Here is a 19,828-nt window from a genome sequence, read left to right as displayed (position 1 = left end):
TCTCTTTTCCTCCGAACATATGAGTGACTATCAGTCTTCAGTTAATCCACATAGCCAAAACCCAGAATGGTGAAGCATTTATGTTCATGACCTTCCGCCATTTCGATCTCGATGGAGTGCTCCCCCACATGCTCTTCGTTAAGCAGAAGTGTGGCATGGCAATGGGTCCAGTTCACTTGACGCGGATCGACTTTTTGGACGAATACCCCATCTACCTTGATATGTGCAGTTCCGAATTCGTCGTTACCAGAATCCTTGAAGATCAGAATGAGGCGTTTGCACTGCAAACTTATCCGAAAGCTGCTCTGATCCTCTTTTCCCTCTCCTGTACGCATCCAGTTGTTGGGGAACTGAGGTGTACCATAGTCATGAGCATCCATCTCAGCCATCTGCAGATCCGTGTCCGTTTTACAAAAAGAGCCTGCATCGATTCGGGCAATATTATTGCCGTTTTTCCGATCCAACAGCTTCACATTAACAAATTCATTTCCAATTAGCGGAGCTTTTTCAATATCATGATCTTTCTCATCCCACTCAGAACGATTCGTCACGTCGAACAAATATTCCAAACAATCGGCCATAATTCGATGTCCTATGTTAGTTGGATGATATATATCATGGAAAAATTGCTTTTTGGAAATAACGTTGCCTTCACCTTTTGTCTTGCTGAACTGATCAACGACAGCATCTTTCACACTTACCATTGGCAGATCATAATGCCAACCTACCGGAGCGAGACGATCCTGTAGATTCCAGTCATTTTCGAATACACTGAATAACAAGATGACCGCTGGCTTGTTATCGGCAGTAAGTGCTTTGAGTACCAGACTCTCGTAACATTTACCTTGGGTTTCATCATCTGCGTCATTGACTGCGAATTCGATTATGACAATATCCGGCTGAACGGCACCTCCCCTCAGCACATCACGATCATAACGTACAATCCCCAGTTCTGAAGGAGTTCCACCCACACCTGCTTTAATCAGATGAATCGGACTATCTTTTGAAAGCGCAAACATAAACTTGAACGACTCATACGACCGATAAGCGTAACTTTGGAGATGAATAGGTACTGCACCAGCACCATGGGTAATGGAGCCTCCAATATAAGCGATAACGACAGGTTCACCGTTTTTTGCCTTCTCAATGGCTCGTTTTAATCTGACATTATTCCCTTTGTTCAGAAGAGATCGGCCAATCATGTCGCGATATCCATGTGATTCAAAATCAATTGCGGGCTTGACTGCCGACGCTGTCACTCCAACTGGATCGCGCGGTGCAGTGAATTCCGTGTTTTCACCTGCATCTCCTGAATCCTGGAGCATAAATCATCATCACATCCTTCCGGTTAGATTCTGACCATCCTCATACAACATTTAAAGGATCACAGCTTGTATTATTATTAGATCAGATGTGATCCTTCTCCCAAAGTGTAGCGCTTACATAATTTTACAACAACCTGACAAAGTATAGGATTTTAACCACTATATCATTTTAATTTGAGTGCAATGACCTGCAGATCAGAACACCTATAATTTTTCGTGTAAACGCTTTAATTTGTATACTATTTCCATGTTATAATTTTGAAAAACCGCATTGATGAAGGAGGATACTCATGAATATCACGGGTCAAGGCGCGTGGGATACAGGTACATATACAAATCTTTTCTTGAAGCTAGGTTACGATGAGAATGAGATCACAAACAGATTGGAAGAAACATGGAACGAGCTATTTTATGGCGATGAAAATACTCGAATATATTACCCCATGGGTGAGGACAAGGGTTATTTGCTGGACACCGGTAATCTCGATGTTCGCTCCGAGGGCATGTCCTATGGCATGATGATGGCTGTTCAGATGGACAAAAAGGAAGAATTTGATCGACTCTGGAATTTCTCACACACGTTTATGCAACATAAAGCGGGACGTTATAAAGATTATTTTGCCTGGCATTGCAAGCCTGACGGAACCCGACTCTCACAAGGTCCTGCTCCTGATGGTGAGGAGTTTTTTGCCATGGCACTTTTTTTTGCCTCCAACCGCTGGGGCGATGGCGCTGAACCTTATGATTACAAGGCACAAGCCCGCAAGATTCTTCGTGCATGTATACATCAGGGCGAAGACGGCGAAGGCGATCCCATGTGGGACCCGGAAACAAAACTGATCAAATTCATACCAGAAACACCGTTTAGCGACCCATCCTACCATCTGCCTCATTTTTATGAACTATTCGCGAAATATGCGGATGAAGAAGATCAGAGCTTCTGGAAAGAAGCGGCGGCCGCTAGTCGTGCTTACCTTCATACAGCCTGCCATCCCGTAACCGGACTATCACCTGAATATGCGAACTATGACGGATCTCCGGCTCCAATACAGCCGCATGGTGATTTCAGACATTTTTACAGTGATGCCTACCGTGTTGCTGCGAATATAGCGCTGGACTGGGAATGGTTCCGCAAGGATCACTGGCAGATCGAACAATCCAATCGGATTCAATCCTTCTTCAGTGATATTGAAATATCCGATTATCGTCGTTATACAATAGAAGGTGAACCTTTCGACGAACCTTCACTGCATCCTGTAGGTTTGCTGGCTACCAATGCCATGGCTTCACTGGCTGCAGACACTCCACATGCTGACACATTCGTTCGTAACTTCTGGAACACACCTCTGCGTCAGGGAGAGCGACGTTATTACGACAATTGCCTGTATTTTTTCAGCATGCTCGCTCTAAGCGGAAGATATCGCATGTACTAAACTAAGGGAATGTGCATGAGCCGTTGAACCTGTCCTGTGAACGTTTGGCTTCCAGGACAGGTTCAATCACAGAACTTTAAGAAGGATGCATGACATTACGATTTAATCTATATCAATAAAAAACGTTCCCGGCTCGCATATGTTGACTGCGAACCGGAAACGTTTGGTTGTGCAAATACAGACAGTAACTTTTCCCGCTCTGTACTCCATGCTTCTAAAAAGAGGGACACCTCGTTTCAACTACATATCTGAATTGTTACACTGGATATGATTCAGATACTTTAATTATTTGGAGACAGAAGAAGTATCATAGGAAGACTGCATTATCTCCAGATATCGATTAATGTTCAGTCCCTCCAGGCCTTTCACATATTCATCCCAATCCTTATCCAGACTTTTGGCGCCTGTAATAAATTGCAGGGCGTTCTGATCGATGTAATCCTTGAGATTGGTCTGCATCATGCTGGCTTCATCAGCTTGGGACGGATCTACCCACAATGCCCAATGAGGGAAAACCTCCTTCGGTTCCTTGCCCTCCATTAACAATGTCGCCTCATAGAGACGTCGCTCACCACCATCATTGGCATAGATGTCTGTCCCCTGTACTTCGGAGTCCCGATATGCCTGATAATGATTGTACTGACTCAATGCAGCCCAACTGTCATTACGAGGTTCTTCTCCAGAAGGAAGCGGAATGGCTTTATATAACGGCTCAATCTGATCATTGAGCGCCACTTCTCCTTCTTGTGGTTTGCGCCAGCTTACGCCCTCTTCTCCCAGATATGATGCCATGGTTCCTTCCTGGGTATAGATATAATCCAGCAGCTTTATGGCCGCGATCTGCGTTTCCTCACTGGCTTTGTTTGTCAGTACAAAGGACGCTCCAGGATCAATCGGATAGTTGTACGTAGCATAAGCGGCATTTGGTCCCTTCAGTGGAGGGATGGGATTGTAATCATTTCCGTAAGGTGAACCTTCCGTAGTCGTTACAAATAATGATGGATGCATCGCTGCTCCCGCACCGAGAAGCTGTGCATCAGCGTTATCTCCAATTTTTTTGAAGGCCCCGACGTTTTGGGTAAATGCCCCTGGATCAATCAACCCTTCATCGTACAGGGATTTAATATAGGCAAGCCCTTCTTTCCACTCCGGTTTGTTCACTACGGTCTCCACTTTCCCCTGATTGACAATGAGATAATTCCGATCGTCGTCATAGATAAAACCGTTCATCAAGTACGGAATAATGTGCACACCGAAATTTTCAGTCGAACCGCTTAGCGGTACTTCGTCGGCTTTGCCGTTCCCGTTCGGGTCTTTCGTTTTAAATGCCCGAAGCATTTCCTTAAATTCTTCTGTCGTCGTGGGTTCGGTCAGGCCCAGTTGTTCCATCCATTTGGTGTTGACCCACATCTTGTTTGGGTATGAACAGTGAAAACATTCATTCAGACCCGTCAGACCATAGATATTTCCGTCGGGAGCAGTGTTCATGGCCCGATAATAGTCATTGCTTTCGAGCACTTTTTTAATATTGGGAGCATGCTCCTCAATCAGATCATTCAGCGGCAAAATAACCCCCTGCTGACCAAACTTCAACAAGTCTGTCTGGGAGAAACGATCTACCCAAGGGATGAGCAGATACAAGTCCGGATAATCACCGGAAGCCAGTGAAATCTGTCTTTTTTCCGCTGCACCGTCGAATGGAACGGTAGTCCAGTTGAACTGAATATCAAACTTCTCTTCCATTTTCTTCGTGAATTTATTAGTGGACAGGTTGGTATCCGAACCCTGGTGGGCAAACACATTAATGGCCGTCTTGCCTGACGGATTGCTGCCTTCCCCGTTCCCCTTATCAGAACTTGAACATCCGGCAAGTACCAACGAGGTAAACAGCATACAGGCAAGAATGATGAATCCCGCTTTTTTCAATACAATCCTCTCCTTCATGAATAATAGAAAAAATGAACTTATCCTTTAACTGAGCCAATCAGCATGCCTTGCACGAAATACCTTTGAACAAAAGGATAGATGATTAGCACCGGCAAGCTGGCCATCACAATTAACGAGTACTTCATGAGTTCAGCCATTTGCTGCTGTTTAATCATTTCCGATGCATCCATGCTCCCCGTACTGCTGTTCAGAATAAGAATACTGCGCAATATCAGCTGTAGCGGATAGAGCGACTGTGATTTTAAGTAAATGAGGGCGTCAAAGTATGCATTCCACTGACCGACAGCGTACATAAGTGACAACACGGCGATAATCGGTTTGGCGAGTGGCAGGATAATACTGAAGATAAACCGGATGTCACTGCAGCCATCGATGTCTGCTGCTTCGGACAATTCTTCCGGTATCGAGTTCTGAAAAAAGGTGCGGGCAATGATGACTTGCCATACCCAGACGGCATTGGGAATCAGCAACGCCCAGCGGGTATCAATCAGACCCATGGTTTTGACCACCAGATAGGTAGGGATCAAACCGCCCGAGAACAGCATGGTGAAGGTAATAAACATCATTAACGAGCTGCGCCCAACAAACGTTTTTTTGGATAATGGATAAGCAATCATAATGGTCAGTGCCACGCTGATGAAGGTGCCGCAGGCTGTATAGAAAAGGGAATTGGCATACCCGGTAAGGACTTGATCATTCCGCAATACAGACTTGTAACCATCAAACGTCAGGTCAATGGGCCACAACCAGACTTTTCCCGAGGAGACGGCAGCAGGGCTGCTGAGCGAAGAACTCACAATATATATCAAGGGATATAGCACGGCAATCAGCACCACTGTCAGCATGAAGTAAACAACTGTTATAAATAAGCGGTCTCCCCAGGATTCACGAATCGTACTACTGCTCTTGACCCGCGAACGACCTGCATTTGTCTGTGTGTTAGGCATGGGTTGGTTCTCCTCCTTTCGCTCCTGTTACCATAAGCTTGTATTGGACAGTCGCTTGGCGACCGCGTTTACGATTAATAGCAGAATCAGGTTAATCACCGAGTTGAACAGGCCAACCGCAGTAGCGAAGCTATAATTGGCATTCAGCAATCCTATTTTATAGACATACGTGGAAATGATCTCCGAAGCAGACAGGTTGAGCGGATTTTGCAGCAAATATATTTTTTCGAACCCAACAGCCATGATATTCCCTACACTCAGGATCAGAATGATGACGGCTGCCGGAAGTAGTCCAGGCAGATCAACATTAATGATTTTCTGTATTCGGTTGGCTCCGTCCACTTTGGCGGCTTCATACAGGGATGGATCAACACCTGCCAGAGCAGCCAGATATATCACAGCGGAGTACCCCATTCCCTGCCACACATCGGAGAATACGTAGATGGATCGAAACAGTCCAGGCTCACCGAGAAAATTCACCGCTTCGAAACCAAGGGCACCTGCAATCGTGTTGACAATACCCAGCCTAGGAGACAGAAAGAGCATAATGATGGAGACCATAACAACGGTAGAGATGAAATATGGAGCATACGTCACCATTTGTACTGTTTTTTTGAATCGTATGTTTTTGATTTCGTTCAGCGCCAGCGCCAGTAATATAGGAATCGGGAAACCAACGATCAGGCTGTAAAACGAAATGTAGAGCGTGTTCTTGATCAGCATGACAAACGCCGGATTCTGAAAAAGTAATTCGAAATACTTGGTTCCGGCCCACGGACTGCCCCAGATCCCCTTGATGACGTTGTAATCTTTAAATGCCAGGACCGCATTCACCATGGGTACATACTTGAAAATAATAAAGTAAGCAATCGGTGGCAGGATCAGCAGATACAGCTGCCAATGTCGCCTCCAGCTTCTGGATAATGCTTGCTTCAAGGCAAACGGTTTACTTGGTTTCTCCACGGACTTTGATTCACTGGTCATTGTGGTTCTCAGAATCATCCCCCCATTCTTGGCTCCAAATCGTGCTGAACTGCAACTTGACTTGGTAGCGCTTACTTTTTGAGTAATCATAAGATTGCGCTGGGGATGCGTAAAGGTACAGTTACGCTGAGAAAGTACAAAAGGCGAATATAGTTCCCGAGAAACAACCTACATTAACCGCTATGAACGTCCATTTTCCGAAACACACTCGGAGAAATGCCGCGTACCCGCTTGAAAGCTCGACGGAATGAATGTGCACTATTATACCCGGTGGCCTCCGCTATCTCGTCAATGGTCTGACCGGTGGAGTGCAACAAGTTCGAGGCAGCATCAATGCGTACTCGTTCTACATAATCGGAAAGATTCTCTCCCGTATGTTCTTTGAACAGTTGGGATATAAACTTCTCGGACTTGCTCATGTGCTCGGCAATCCGATAGATCGTCAAGTTTGCATCCCCATAATTATGTTGGATAAAACAAATCATTTCGCTTGCAGTATCCGCATGTGCTCCTGCTCTTCTTCTCTGGAAATCACCGCAGATGTCTTCTGTTAACTGTTTGAATTTTGCACGCAGCGAAGTAATCGTTTCTGTCATCTGAATGGATGTCACCCGAGATTTATATTCCTCCAGCAGGGAGTCATCCAGCTTGAATTTGGGTTCGTCCAGCTTCAGAAAAGTCCCCTTCAGCTCCATGATGAACTGCTGTGTCATCTCGTAGGACAGTTCTCGCTCCTCTAAATTACGAAGAAACAATTGCTCCAGAATGCGTATCGCCTCTTCAGGCTCCCCGACTTTGATCGTGTTCAGCAGGCGCTGTTCAGACTCAATCGGATAATAGTACATTTCATTTTCCTTCATCGTATCTTCAAATCTCACCAGATGATCTGTTCCCATATGAATGGCATAATCCAGAGCTTGTTTGGCTTCGTCAAAGGAGCGACCCGCATCATTCCAGACCTCGTAAGCTGCACCTGTGCCAATTGTTGTGGATACCCGATGCTCCCGGTAGATCACTTCCATCAAGGTGTTCAGCTCTTTTTCACATCTCCCTATAGCTTCATTCAGTGAGTTCTCATCCAATGGACAGGCAAAAGCGATCTGGTCTGTTCCCCAATCCGTGATCAGCAGCTGCGCATTCCATTCTGTAAGTACTTGTTTGATGAGCAGCCTTGCGACACCCAGTTCATGGATAGTTTCTTCACTGTCCGGATTGGCATATCCGTTTACCTTCACTAAGCCTGCCAAGCCCTTGCTGCTATGAAGAGAAATGTGCGCTTGGGATGAGATAACCTCCAACTCAAGTGAGGTATAGACTTCTCCGGTTAACAAACGTTTGATAAAACCGTCTCTCAATAACGGAATCTGCTCATTCATGGCGTTTTTAAGTGAGTCATTATTAGCAATCAGATTGTTAATATGGCTTGCCAAAAAATCATATTCATTGCCCCGTCTGCCTGGAGAATCGGTGATTTGTTCCCGAAAAGAGGCCAACAATCTGTAAACGGGTGCACTATTCCGATAGGCCAGAACCAGCCCGAATAACAGTCCCAAGGCAATGGTTGCCAAAGTAAAGACCAGCGTGACTTGTTTGATTTGGTCCGCTTTTGTCATGAGTGCTTTCTCTGGAATCCCTGCCATGTAATTCCATCCATTTTGACTGGACTGTATCGATATCAGCAGCCGACCATCACTTCCAGGCTGTACATTCTGCACGTTCAGCTCCGTTTCCGCAGTGTTACCTTCTCTCCGATGTTTCTGTGCCATTTGCTCAGCCTCGACCTGTTCAATGCCAAGGGAGAAAATGATCTGCCCTTCCGCATCGGTGACGAGAGTCCAGCCGCCATATTGATCCACAATATGTTGAGTAAGGCTGGCCATCTGATCCTGATCAATCATGACACCAATCGTCGCTTGCGGTTTGTTGAAGCTGTTCAAAGGCAGAGATTGCAGAAACGTAATGGCGGGAACGTCTGCAAGCACAGTGCCGAGTATTTCACGTTTATAGTTTCGAAGCGGTATGATTTCATTAAAGTGTGGTTGTTTGAGAATTCGGTCATACCATTGTTCAAACGACATACCATCCAGCTGATTGGCAGCATAATAATGCTCTGGACGATAATACACGGTTCTTGGTGTAATGATGGCATTGTAGTTTGGAATGTGAATGAAGAAATGGGACAAGTAATCATTGGTACTGCTGTACATGGAGAGGCTCCGCTGCATGCGGTTCATACCGTAGACATTGTAGAGATCATGCGGCTTTGGGCCAGCAATTAAATTTTGCAAATCGGGATTGATGGCAAGCTGTCTGGTAAAAGCTTCGACTTGAAGAAGATTTCGCTCAATGATCTCTTTCCCGAGACTCAGTGACTTCAAGCTGTTTTCAATGGAGCTGGAACGGGCCGCTTCAATGGAAGCTCGGTAAGAGGCGTATCCCGCAATTTGAGGAATCATCAGAATGACAAGATACGAAATGAGGAATCGGCGGAACACGGGTGAAAATTTGGACCATAGGAGCTGCATATGTACCCTCCCTTTTTTATCAAGCGCTTACATTTCTATGTGATAAGGTAGCTGTTCAATGATACACCGGGCATTTCTTCCTGGTGAAGGTACAACTTCTTCCTTATGGTACATTTACGTACTGCAGTGTACAATGCTTGCATGAAAATAATTGTCACTCTGCGGGTTGGCGCAGAAATATAGTTGTATTTTACCTTTGCATGCCCTCCTTCCCAAAGTATCAAAATAAACGCAAAAAACCTCCCCAAGACATGAAATGACTTGGGGAGGTTCTTGTTTAACGTTGTGCTTATTAATTGCTAACGGCAACAAATTTCCATTGTTGGTTTGTAGCACCTGTGTAGGTGTTCTGCTGCAGCAAGGCTCCATCCGAAGTGGAAGCGTTTGCCACTTCAATCGCTTTATTGCTGTTCACGTTAATGATACTCCAGTACCCGTTACCAAGATCGTTGACCTTAAAATGCTGAGCGGTTGTGTTCAGATTGCTCATGAGTTGAACCGCTTCCCCATTGGTGAGGGTACCATTGCGAATATCGATGACTTTGTCCGGCGAGTTCACACTTGTCAGTGTATAGTTGCCGCTACCGATCGAGGTAAGAACCCACTTCTGAGGGTTACCGCCCAGATCACTCCACTGCTGGAGCTGAAGATTATTTTCATTTTGACCACCAGGCACATCAACAACCTTGTTGGAATGTCGGGCTACAATTTTATAGGTTGCACCGGATACCAGACCTGTTGTCGGTCCACCGCCTTGTCCACTGCCCGGATAAGTCTGAGCACGTTCATGGTACCAGTTGAACAGGAATCGTCCCATGGCACTCCGTGAAGCATCTCCATCCCATTTCAGTCCAGCCGTTGGGTCAGCAAAAGAACTACGTTGGCCTGGCTCCAGAATGAATCCGTTCATATGAGCTGCAATGCTGACATTGCCTGCCGCGTTGAAGATTGTTTTGGTATTAGTGCCAAACCCTTCATTGCTGCCATTAAACAAGTTCCAATAGGCCGAATCGCCAGGTTTGTTTTTGAACCAGGTTACCTCGGTAATGTTAATCGGATATTTGTCAGCAGCTGCCTTCACGTTGGTATTCCACTGGTCTTGCAGGATGGAGAAGTTGTCATATGCGCCATAACCAGGGTACCAGTGAACCGCATATCCATAGTTATTGAGCGGATCAGTCAATGGATGGCTTGCCGTCAAGCTGTAAAATTGGTTGTATCCCAGACCTGCCGCCCAGATGACGTTGTCCGCACCTTTGCTGCGAATTGTTGAAATCATGGAATTTTGGAAATTACGCAAGTCATTCCAGTGATCCACAAAGTCATTTTCCCCGTTGTATCCACCCCAATGTCCATTGGCATAGGATTTCACCGGTTCGTTGATCAGTTCGAAGTGAACGTTGTCTGCACTTTTGATCTCCGGGCGTGAAGCGAGATAACCCCAGATTTCGTTGAATTTTTGCAGGTTGGCAGGTGTTGTTGCCTGATCATCCTTCAATGTGAAGTCCAGTCCCAGGACAACATAGACACCTTTTGTCTTGGCATATTGAATGTACGGAATAATTACATTTTGCGTAACGGTCTGCACACCGGCAAAGTTATATGTACCAGCAGCCACATCTCCCATGTCCTGACGATCGATGAACAGACGTACCTGATTCATATTCCAGCCATGATTGCTTCCGTATTTCGCGCTGGTGTCCGCAAATGTATCGGTAATGTCTTTCAGATAAGCCAGTGTAGCTGCATGACGGTTATTACCGTGCAGATTGAGATAATAATTGCTGTCCTGATATGTCCAGTAGGCACCTGAGGGTTGATGCCAACCGTTCAGAAGCACAGGCTGGTTGTTGCTGTTCACCAGGTTTTTGCCGTTTACGTGCAGCTTGCCCATCGGCATGCCCACCCATGCTTCGGCACGGCTGCCTCCCCATGGAGCAATTGTGATCAATAAAGCCAGAATGAGTACAAGTTTACATGATGTCATGAACTTGTTCACTTTAATTCCTCCTGATCTGATATATTGCCTTGCAATATTGCGAGGTTAGCTCCGTCAGAGTATCTCTGATCAAACAGATCGCTCAGGTCGGCGCCCGCTCCCGCAGCCCGTTCCACACCAGCAGGGGGATCCTGCGCAGGGAAGGATCGCGGTTCTGCTGTGAGCAGACGTTCATGAGATCGTTACATGCCCCCTTTTCACAGATGGAATGTTGCATGAAGTTCCTCCTTCCTCTTCCAGTCTGATCCCACTCCAAACGAACAGGAGAACTTAACTTAACCGACGATTCCCGTACGCTCTACACTCTCTACGAAATATCGTTGCACGAATAAATAGATGACGATCAAAGGCAGAATGGCAAGAAGAATTCCTGTATCCTGGATCATACTCAGATAGAACGGATCGGCCTGGGAAGCTGCACCGTCAGTAACCTGCTGGGCCAGATTATACGGAAGCGACGATAACTGGGTCGACATGACTTTACTTGAAGTCAGATAAGTCGTCGTATAGAAGCTGTCGTTCCACTGCCATACGAAGGAAAACAGCATGACTGTTACCATAGACGGAATGGCATTGGGCAGCATGATTCTTGAAAATGTTCGTCCGATGCCCGCGCCGTCCACATAGGCCGCCTCCTCCACTTCCTTCGGAATACCTCTGAAGAATTGCCGGAAGATAAAGATGTACAAGCCGGCCTTAAGTGAATTGGCCGTAATCGCCGTCAGAATAAACGGCCAATAGGTGTTAAGCAAATTAACAGGTTTGCCGGCTATAAGCGTCATAAGCCCCATCAGGTCAAAGCTTTTCAGATTCAGGTATACCGGAATGAGAATGGTCGTTGGCGGTACAAGAATCGTCAGAATTACACCGGCAAACAGCCAGTTGCTTCCCCTGAATTTCAGTCTGGCGAATCCGTATCCTGCAAGTGCACAGGATGCTGTAGTCAGCAGTGTAGTCGTTGCAGACAGGGCAAACGTATTAAACAGCGTTGCCCAGTAATCCATTACGCGTATCGCCTCTTTGAAATTGTCGATGGAGAAGTTCTGTGGAATCCACACCACCACTGCCGAATACAGATCACCTTTAGCTTTGATGGATGTGGAAACCTTCTGAAATATGGGAAACAGGATAACGAAGGAAAGCCCGGTAATCAGAACGAATCGGATCATGGCCCACAGCCAGCCTTTCCAATGCTCCAGCGATAATAATCGTGATGTTGTCAAGTGGGACACCCTCCTTTCTAATCTTGATAGAAGACTCGCTTCGAGAAAATGATGGATACGATAACCAGAATGATGGCAATGGCCAGAAAGTAGACCCATGCCATGGCAGAACTTAATCCAAAGTCAAATTTGACGAAGCCGGTATCCCGGATCAGTTCCGTCATGGCGTTATTGGCAAACGAATCAATGATTGTATAGATCGCATTGACAAAAATAAGCGGGCTGACCATCGGGAACGTAATTTTCCAGAAGGCTTCATAACCCGTCGCCCCTTCCATCTTCGAAGCCTCATACAGTTGAGGGGAAATCGTCTGGATCCCTGCCAAAAAGATCAAAATCTGTACACCGGATTGACTGACGATCTGATAGATCCGATCTACGGCGCTGCTCAGATACGTGACGATCCAATCGCTCACTCCGGCGTTAACCATCAGATTTTCGAGTTCAAATGTCCCGAGTGAGCTTCCACCTGTGCTGCTCTGATTAACCGCTTCAATCAGGCTGGTGCTCTCCAGTGTCATAATCACTCCCGATGCCAGAATAACGGGCAGGAAAAAGATCGACCGCGCTACAGCCTGGCCCCTGAACTTCTGATTCAGGATGACGGCAAGGAACAGACTGAATATAACGATAAGCGGTACGTTGATAAGTACGTCTGTGATCGCCTCAATTAACGCACGGTTAAAGCTTGTATTGACGGTGAGCGCCTGAATGTAATTGGCGACACCGGTGAACTGAATCGCTATGCCTTCCGCGCTGGCTTGAATTGTACTCATGCTGTATCGCAGAGAGGCTAACAGCGGAATGAAGAAAAACAACACAAAACCAATGAGCCAGGGAAGCACGTAGATTACGCCCCACATGGCTTTCTGCTGAGCATACGTACGACTTCCCCATTTCCATTTCAGGAGCGTCTTCAGAGCTGCTCACCACCAGTCACATAGCTTTGGGCTTCCACTGTATCGTTGTCAACTTCTACAGGGAAGTCGTTATAATTGACGATTACGAACCCGCCACCTTCATATGTTGTCCGGAAGACGCCCTCCTCCAGGGATTCATGAGATATCATGGAACGTCCGGCAAACGGCTGGTTCACCTGGTTCACCTCGTTGTAGATCTCGGCGGCCAGATCGATCCATTGTTCATAATTCGCCGCGTAGAGATCATCATAATCCGTTTCTTTCACAACATGGTTTGGCGCATTGAACCATGCAAAGTAAGGACTGGCTCCATATTCAATCAGCTTCAGCACATATTGCCTTGCATTGGTATATGTGGAGAGATTGTATGGCGTCCCCGTATAACCGATGCTGCCGTGTACAACGAGCTGATAGAACGGAATCTCTTCATCCTCTAGCTTGAAACGACTGCTGGTCATTGGCGCATCTGTCAGACCAGTTACATACGGCAGGGCATAAGCGTTCCCGCCTTCAGCAACAAGCGAGCCAGCCTGCTGCCCGATCTGTTCAAGTGCCTTCTTTACGGAGCCAAGCGCTTGTGTTCGGTCCATCAGCTTTTTCGGATTCATATCGCTGTTTAACTGAGCTGCCAGATTATTCAGGCTTAGCGACAGTCCATCCTTTTGAAGAGACCTGAGCTCATCTAACATGTCTGCCGTCACGTCCTCCAGCATGTTGGGCGAAAGCACATAGGATGGTGAACGATCCCGGTCCCGCCGCTGGATGGCCTGGTTCATCGGATACAAGACCGCCGGTTCCTGAGTTAATGTGCGCGAAGCTTCTTTGGACGGTTTAAACCCTTTTTTGGATTGCACATTCAGCAGAGCGATATCGGGATAGAAACCGATACCCGCTTCTTGTGTGTATGCGCTGAAATCCCGCAATCCCTTTTTCCCGCCTACCGCGCCATCTACTTGGATGGAATCCGGCAGTCGATGATGAAGTCCGCCGTTAAGCCATCCCGCATAGCGCACCTGAATATTGGATACCTTCTTCTCCGTTAAGGCGGAGAGAATGTTTTTGGCTTCATCAAATGTGGTCAAAGCCTCCGTTGAATCATACGGTATGCCCAGCATATGCTGCCTTGTTGTCATGCCGCCGAACAGTTGCAGATAAAAGGGAACGTTACTCTGCTCCTTGCTGGCATTCAGCTCGGGAAGCCCGCCGTTTTGTATCAGATAATCCCGATAGAGAGATGCAAGCCCCGAGTACGAGGCCTTATCCGCCCCGACAAAAGCATATCGAACGACGAAATCAGACGCGGTCGGTTTCTTCTGGAATTTCGGAAGTGTACGAACCATATCACTTGCCTGAAGCGTCACATCGCTCTTGTTCACCACATAGAAGCTGGGATATACGTTGTTGTAACTGTTCAGCTTACCGCTGATATCGGCATTCACAACTGCAACGGCATCCCCTTCTTCAATAATGCCCAAGAAAGCTCCCTCTTTCCGAATCAGTCCAAATACCGGCAACCTGGCTCTGGCTTCATTCGAACTTGCTTCCCGCAGTTTCATGGTCATATCCGGTCCGTATATATCTTGTTGATAGGCAGGATACTGCAGCTTGCCATTGTTAAAATGGATCAGCGCTCCCGAACCGTCCGGCACCAGTATGGTGCCCTCTTCTTCTGAACCCCCGGCCCCGAAGTAATCCATTACAGATATGCTGTTGATCGGATATTCCTCTGGAAAATGTATGCCTGAGGACGGAACACGCACGAGCAGATCCTCTCCATCAAGCTCATATTCCATCGTAAGCATAAACAGACGTGGTCCACTTCGTTCCTCTTCAATGCCAAACTCGGCATGATCCTGAGCCAGATCCTCCGATGTGTAACCGGCTGTGTCAAAAGCCTTCAAGGCCCGGGACAATTGCAATCCTTGCATCGCCTTATCAATCCGGACGTAAGCGCCTTCATCCTTATCTTCCGCATAGCCGACCTTCAAGGCCCGCTGCCCGGCCTTATCTAGCTGTGCAAGCAGCTTTTGTTCGAATCGCTCCTTGCTGATCTTCATCGGCAAGTCTTCTATGGATCGCTCAGTGCTTCCAAACTGGTAGTGAACCCGCACGCCGCCTGGCAGCACCTCGTAGCTTATCTGCTTGTATGCAACACTATCCGTGAAGGAATTCACGGTGCTACTCTGTCCAAGGCTGTTGAAGAAGCTGAGCTTCGTTTGTGATGACAAAAGGTCTTTGTTTATCCCGGCTGCAACCCCATCCTGCTCACGATCTGCAGGATTGCTGCGCCAGATCTGGCCGCTCTGCGTGTGAATCACTGCAATTTCGGCAGTCTCTTCTTTAATGAACAATTGCAGCGCAGCATTCTGCGCAATGCCTACCATGCCGGGAAGGCGGACATCGCTGAAAGATGATTTCAGTTTCTCTCCGGGAGGCAGGGAGGGAAATTCCGTCGGATCTGCGGCAGTCACTGTCTCATGAGCGAGCGGTGTTGGCGAGAATTGACAACCGCCAAGAAGCAGACTGCCCGCGAGCAGCATTCCTGTTATTTTTTTGGCTACGGTATAATTCATAACAAATTCCTCCTCCCTTAGCCCCGAAGCACTAATTCCTGATAGATGGTTACGACAAACGATACAATCTGCTGTACAAGACTAAAGAATAACAGGCACAGAAATGCCATAAATGCCATCGCTACAAGTGTCAGCAGCATCGTGAGCACCGTTTTGGCTGGTGTGTACTGATGAACCGTCATATTCCCCACAAATAACAGATATACCGTCCACGCAACGGCGAGTGCATTGGAGAAATAATAAAAGGCAGTTTCCTGCGCAGAGATCACAAGACTCAGCCAGATCCATGGGAAATGAATGAGGAACAACGGTACCAGTGCAAAACACGTTGACATGAAAATTTCGGAGAACTTGCCTTCCCCGTCCATCAATGTGGTTAACGACCAGTTGGCCACACACCAAAACAGCACTGGAATAATGACATACACCATTTCAAGCAGACTGTTCAGGTACTTTGGATTACTGAGGTTAATGAGAAAACCGCTGTACTGGGCATGCAAAATTTTGGTGATGACCAGAAGCACCAGGATCATGAAAGCAATCAGCAGTGAGTTTCTCTGGTTCCGTTCATATTTCAATTCCCAGTATCCGTCAAACGGATGAAAAATCAGATGCAGCGGGTACTGGTATAATTGCTTACTTGATGCCTGCATTCGTAGTCCTCCTTTTCTGCCTGCGAACGATGATGACGGTGACAAACGCAGCGACAGCCAGGAATATACCGGACATCATCCATGAAAAATTCTCACGCATCAGCTCTTTGCGGTACAAAAGAAAAGCTTTGGAGTACCCTTTGGGCTCCATGCTGCGTTTGAAATATTTCGCAGATTCGGCGTATTCCTTCTGACGAAGCAGTGCTTTGCCAATTCCCGCATACGCATATTCCAGATTAGCGTTCATCTCGGCAGCTTGGGCAAACAGCACTGAAGATTGATCTTCATCACCGTTATAGTAGCTGCGCACCGCTTCGTGGAGCGTACGTCCGTATTCAGTTGTTTGAAAGACGGTGATTTCGCCCAGCGCTTTATCCAGAACTAACATCCGGTCTCCCGCACGTTCCAGGGCAACAGGTGTATTAAATTGGCCCAGGCGGTTCCCGATGCCGCCAAAAATATGGAGCAGATATCCGTCTCCATTGTAGGTGAAGATTCGGCCCTTGCTGGAATCCAGTACGGAATACATGTCACTGTCCCCCACATCCACATCAATCAGGCGAGATGGCCCGGCTTCCTGGGTATATACCATATCACCCTGCGGAGTCTGATAGCCTTCTCTGCGCAAAATGTCTGTCCCCTGGGCATTCAGCTTCTTGACCGGATCTTTGCCGCGATCCCCGCTAGTGGCGTAAATAAAGCCCTCTTCATCCATATCCAGATTGGTAAATTCCGTTGGAGTGAACATCACCATCTGGCTGCGCTGCTCCCGTGTTGCAAACCTTTTCCACAGATATTCCACCGGGTCCACCTGGACTCTGTTCGCTCCAATGAAGGAAGAGAACGTACCGTCGGCGCTGAACTCCATGAATCCATCAAATACGCCTTCGGCCATGACGTAGATGCGTTCCCCTTTGTCCATAACAATCCGTATCGGTTTAAACTGGAAGTCTGCTTTAAGCAGATCCGATTTCGGTTCAGACACAATCTTGACCAGCTTCCCCTGTTCATCCAGATGCACCACCCGATGATTATCCGAATCTGCCACCAGCAGATGGCCTTTTTCCGTGACGTACAATCCCTGTGGATTCTTAAAATGATCTTCCTTGCCTTCCTGCTCAAATGAATCAATCGTCCGTACCAGCTTGAAATTGCGATCCATCTCAATGATGCGACCATTGCCCGAATCGAGCACAAAGACGTGCTGATTGGCGGTAACATGCATGTCGCTAGGCTCTTTCATAGGAGTTGTGTTCAGCTTCTTGCCGGTGATAATGGTTGTTGCCTCATATGCCGCCGGTGCCGGAACTGCGTCACCCCAGAAGGAATAAAGATACGCATCCGTTTTACCGTCTGCACTCACGTAGGGCGCCTCTTGAACGAACAACAGGAGGCAGATCATGCCCATGATGATCGATTTACGTTTTTTCCATGTGCTTCTCCGCACCTCGCTGCCTCCTTTCTACTCTTTCATGCCCGAAGTGGCCATCGTCTGCATAACACTGCTCTGAGAGATGATAAACAGGGTGATCGGTACGATCATCAGCAGCAAGGCAACAGCCGCACCTACACCCGCTCTCGCAATCCCTCCCTGCACAATCTGACTGAGCGCATAATGCAGCGTTTTGAGATTTTCACTGTAAATGAAACTCCCGCCATCCGTTCCCCATAACGCTGGAAACTGCAGGATCATGAGCGTTAGCCATGCCGGCTTCACATTGGGCATCACGATGCTCCAGAATATCCGGTATTCATTGGCTCCGTCGATTTTGGCTGCCTCCAGCAAAGCATCGGGAATCTGCTCCATGAACTGTTTCATCAGGAAAAGTCCCAGCGAGAACGCAAGTGATGGCACAATAATGGACGCATGAGTGTTAATCCAGCCAAGCCAGGACATCACCATGTAGTTCGGAATCGCCGTAACATGCGGCGAGAACATCAGGGACAGAATGACAATGGTGAACAACACTTTGGAACCCGGAAAACGATATTTCGCCAGCGGATAAGCTGCTGCAGATGCAAGCAGGATATGCCCCGCTGTGCCAAGTATCGTAATGAGCAATGTGTTGGCAATATAGCGGGATAACGGCACCCACGAATTGCCCATGAGGTTGATCAGATCGGCAAAATTCTCCGTTGTCGGATTGTTCACCCAGAAGCGCGGCGGAAAAATAAATAGCTCATCCAGCGGCTTGAATGCATTGTTGACAGCATAGATGAGCGGAAGCACCATAAAGGAGCCGAACACGCCCAGCAATGCAAATAACATCAGGCTGACGGTAAATGACCGATTAAGCCTTTTTGGCATGCCAAACACGGCACGTACTTTGCTGGTCATCGTCATTCACCTATCTTTCTAAGCATTTTTTGCGTGAAAACGTTTGTACCCAGCATCAGGGCAAACAGAACCGTTGCGATGGCCGAGGCATACCCCATCTCGAAACGAATGGTTCCGAAGTCCATCAGATGTGTGACAACTGTGTGTGCCGCATAGTTTACGCTCGGGAAACCTGCCAGTGCGATGGAAATCTCAGCTACGGCGAAGGAAGCGGTAATCTGCATTACCGCACCAAACATCAGCTGCGGTCTCATCGAAGGCAAGGTGATGTACCAGAGCTCCTGCCAGCGGTTTTTGATCCCGTCTACGGTCCCTGCTTCAACCAGAGAACGATCAATGGTTTGCAGCCCTGCAATAAAAGCCAGGAAGCTTGTTCCCAGGCTCAACCACAGCTGTACAATAATGACGATTGCCAGTACATACTTCTCGTCTGCGAGCCATTGGATCGGTTCCAGTACGACACCAAGGCGCATCAGGAAGCCGTTCATATACCCGTAGCTGTCACCCGAGAAGATGATCAGCCAGATGAAAAAGACGTTGCCCGATATGGATGGGGCATAGAAAACCAGCGTCATGACCGCCCGAATTTTAGGAGACAGCTCATTGATGATCCACGCAAACAAAAAGCAGGCAATATAACTGAGTGGGCCTGTAATTACGGCAAAAAGCAGCGTGTTTTTGAGCGCGATCAGAAATACGTCATCGTTCAGGAAAAGCCGGGAATAGTTCTGCCAGCCGACAAATCGCGGCAGCTCCAGCATATTGAAGTGAAAAAAGCTGAGCCCGAGTGAAATGCCGACCGGAATGACAGTAAACATGAAAAAAATCAGCATAAACGGTGCCATCAATACATAATAATGCCTGCTGAGATACAGATCCCGCTTCAATAGGGACCACCAGCCGACCTGGCGGGTATGGACGGCAGGAGCGGCGGCTGTCTTGGTAGTTTTTGCTTGCAACC

15 protein-coding genes are annotated in these 19,828 nt (G+C 47.4%); 1 reads left to right on the top strand and 14 read right to left on the bottom strand.

The window, feature by feature from the left end:
- Positions 1–41: 41 nt before the first annotated feature.
- Complete coding sequence (locus WFI24_RS09600) at positions 42–1,325, bottom strand: SGNH/GDSL hydrolase family protein (protein WP_336760202.1); 1,284 nt, start codon at positions 1,323–1,325, stop codon at positions 42–44.
- A 290-nt stretch (positions 1,326–1,615) separates the two neighbouring features.
- On the opposite strand from WFI24_RS09600, the gene WFI24_RS09595 reads away from it, so the two are divergent.
- Positions 1,616–2,758 (top strand): glycosyl hydrolase family 8, encoded by a 1,143-nt coding sequence (locus tag WFI24_RS09595; protein ID WP_336760200.1) that lies wholly within the window; start codon positions 1,616–1,618, stop codon positions 2,756–2,758.
- 285 nt (positions 2,759–3,043) lie between these two features.
- Here WFI24_RS09595 and WFI24_RS09590 read toward each other — a convergent pair whose 3' ends face one another.
- From WFI24_RS09590 to WFI24_RS09530, 13 genes are all read right to left on the bottom strand, one after another.
- Positions 3,044–4,702 carry an ABC transporter substrate-binding protein gene (locus WFI24_RS09590; protein ID WP_442956202.1) on the bottom strand — a complete coding sequence of 553 codons (1,659 nt, stop codon included), beginning with the start codon at positions 4,700–4,702 and terminating at the stop codon, positions 3,044–3,046.
- A 20-nt stretch (positions 4,703–4,722) separates the two neighbouring features.
- A complete protein-coding gene (locus WFI24_RS09585; protein ID WP_145325958.1) occupies positions 4,723–5,652 on the bottom strand; it encodes a carbohydrate ABC transporter permease in 930 nt (309 codons plus the stop codon).
- A 27-nt stretch (positions 5,653–5,679) separates the two neighbouring features.
- The gene (locus tag WFI24_RS09580) at positions 5,680–6,534 is read right to left on the bottom strand and encodes an ABC transporter permease (protein WP_091034906.1); all 855 of its coding nucleotides are present in this window, start codon (positions 6,532–6,534) and stop codon (positions 5,680–5,682) included.
- Between the two features lie 275 nt (positions 6,535–6,809).
- The gene (locus WFI24_RS09575) at positions 6,810–9,161 is read right to left on the bottom strand and encodes a helix-turn-helix domain-containing protein (protein WP_336760196.1); all 2,352 of its coding nucleotides are present in this window, start codon (positions 9,159–9,161) and stop codon (positions 6,810–6,812) included.
- A gap of 292 nt (positions 9,162–9,453) precedes the next feature.
- Positions 9,454–11,160 carry an RICIN domain-containing protein gene (locus WFI24_RS09570; RefSeq protein WP_336760194.1) on the bottom strand — a complete coding sequence of 569 codons (1,707 nt, stop codon included), beginning with the start codon at positions 11,158–11,160 and terminating at the stop codon, positions 9,454–9,456.
- 82 nt (positions 11,161–11,242) lie between these two features.
- Positions 11,243–11,377, bottom strand: a complete 135-nt coding sequence (locus WFI24_RS09565; RefSeq protein ID WP_256704251.1) for a hypothetical protein — start codon at positions 11,375–11,377, stop codon at positions 11,243–11,245.
- A 58-nt stretch (positions 11,378–11,435) separates the two neighbouring features.
- Positions 11,436–12,383 carry a carbohydrate ABC transporter permease gene (locus WFI24_RS09560; protein ID WP_105598719.1) on the bottom strand — a complete coding sequence of 316 codons (948 nt, stop codon included), beginning with the start codon at positions 12,381–12,383 and terminating at the stop codon, positions 11,436–11,438.
- A gap of 17 nt (positions 12,384–12,400) precedes the next feature.
- The gene (locus WFI24_RS09555; protein WP_336760190.1) at positions 12,401–13,246 is read right to left on the bottom strand and encodes a carbohydrate ABC transporter permease; all 846 of its coding nucleotides are present in this window, start codon (positions 13,244–13,246) and stop codon (positions 12,401–12,403) included.
- A 53-nt stretch (positions 13,247–13,299) separates the two neighbouring features.
- Positions 13,300–15,876: a DUF5696 domain-containing protein gene (locus WFI24_RS09550; RefSeq protein ID WP_336760188.1), complete on the bottom strand. Its 2,577-nt coding sequence runs from the start codon at positions 15,874–15,876 to the stop codon at positions 13,300–13,302.
- Positions 15,877–15,893: 17 nt separating this feature from the next.
- Entirely contained in the window at positions 15,894–16,529 is a 636-nt protein-coding gene (locus WFI24_RS09545) for a YIP1 family protein (RefSeq protein ID WP_017688482.1), read from the bottom strand.
- Positions 16,513–17,976, bottom strand: a complete 1,464-nt coding sequence (locus tag WFI24_RS09540) for a hypothetical protein (protein WP_336760186.1) — start codon at positions 17,974–17,976, stop codon at positions 16,513–16,515. Before WFI24_RS09540 ends, WFI24_RS09545 begins: the two co-directional genes overlap by 17 nt.
- Before the next feature lie 15 nt (positions 17,977–17,991).
- On the bottom strand, positions 17,992–18,867 hold the full coding sequence (locus tag WFI24_RS09535) for a carbohydrate ABC transporter permease (RefSeq protein WP_026081082.1): 876 nt from the start codon (positions 18,865–18,867) through the stop codon (positions 17,992–17,994).
- A gap of 2 nt (positions 18,868–18,869) precedes the next feature.
- Positions 18,870–19,826, bottom strand: coding sequence for a carbohydrate ABC transporter permease (locus WFI24_RS09530; RefSeq protein WP_036615906.1), 957 nt, complete (start codon positions 19,824–19,826; stop codon positions 18,870–18,872).
- Positions 19,827–19,828: the final 2 nt, after the last annotated feature.

Source organism: Paenibacillus sp. USHLN196 (assembly GCF_037144955.1).
Classification (GTDB): domain Bacteria; phylum Bacillota; class Bacilli; order Paenibacillales; family Paenibacillaceae; genus Paenibacillus; species Paenibacillus xylanexedens_C.
This window is presented reverse-complemented; position numbering and strand designations above follow the sequence as displayed.

Bases quoted from the DNA above. Each gene is read 5' to 3' on its own strand.
- WFI24_RS09600 (WP_336760202.1), bottom strand. From the start codon at position 1,325: ATGCTCCAGGATTCAGGAGATGCAGGTGAAAACACGGAATTCACTGCA.
- WFI24_RS09595 (WP_336760200.1), top strand. From the start codon at position 1,616: ATGAATATCACGGGTCAAGGCGCGTGGGATACAGGTACATATACAAAT.
- WFI24_RS09590 (WP_442956202.1), bottom strand. From the start codon at position 4,702: ATGAAGGAGAGGATTGTATTGAAAAAAGCGGGATTCATCATTCTTGCC.
- WFI24_RS09585 (WP_145325958.1), bottom strand. From the start codon at position 5,652: ATGCCTAACACACAGACAAATGCAGGTCGTTCGCGGGTCAAGAGCAGT.
- WFI24_RS09575 (WP_336760196.1), bottom strand. From the start codon at position 9,161: ATGCAGCTCCTATGGTCCAAATTTTCACCCGTGTTCCGCCGATTCCTC.
- WFI24_RS09565 (WP_256704251.1), bottom strand. From the start codon at position 11,377: ATGCAACATTCCATCTGTGAAAAGGGGGCATGTAACGATCTCATGAAC.
- WFI24_RS09555 (WP_336760190.1), bottom strand. From the start codon at position 13,246: ATGTGGGGCGTAATCTACGTGCTTCCCTGGCTCATTGGTTTTGTGTTG.
- WFI24_RS09550 (WP_336760188.1), bottom strand. From the start codon at position 15,876: ATGAATTATACCGTAGCCAAAAAAATAACAGGAATGCTGCTCGCGGGC.
- WFI24_RS09545 (WP_017688482.1), bottom strand. From the start codon at position 16,529: ATGCAGGCATCAAGTAAGCAATTATACCAGTACCCGCTGCATCTGATT.
- WFI24_RS09535 (WP_026081082.1), bottom strand. From the start codon at position 18,867: ATGACCAGCAAAGTACGTGCCGTGTTTGGCATGCCAAAAAGGCTTAAT.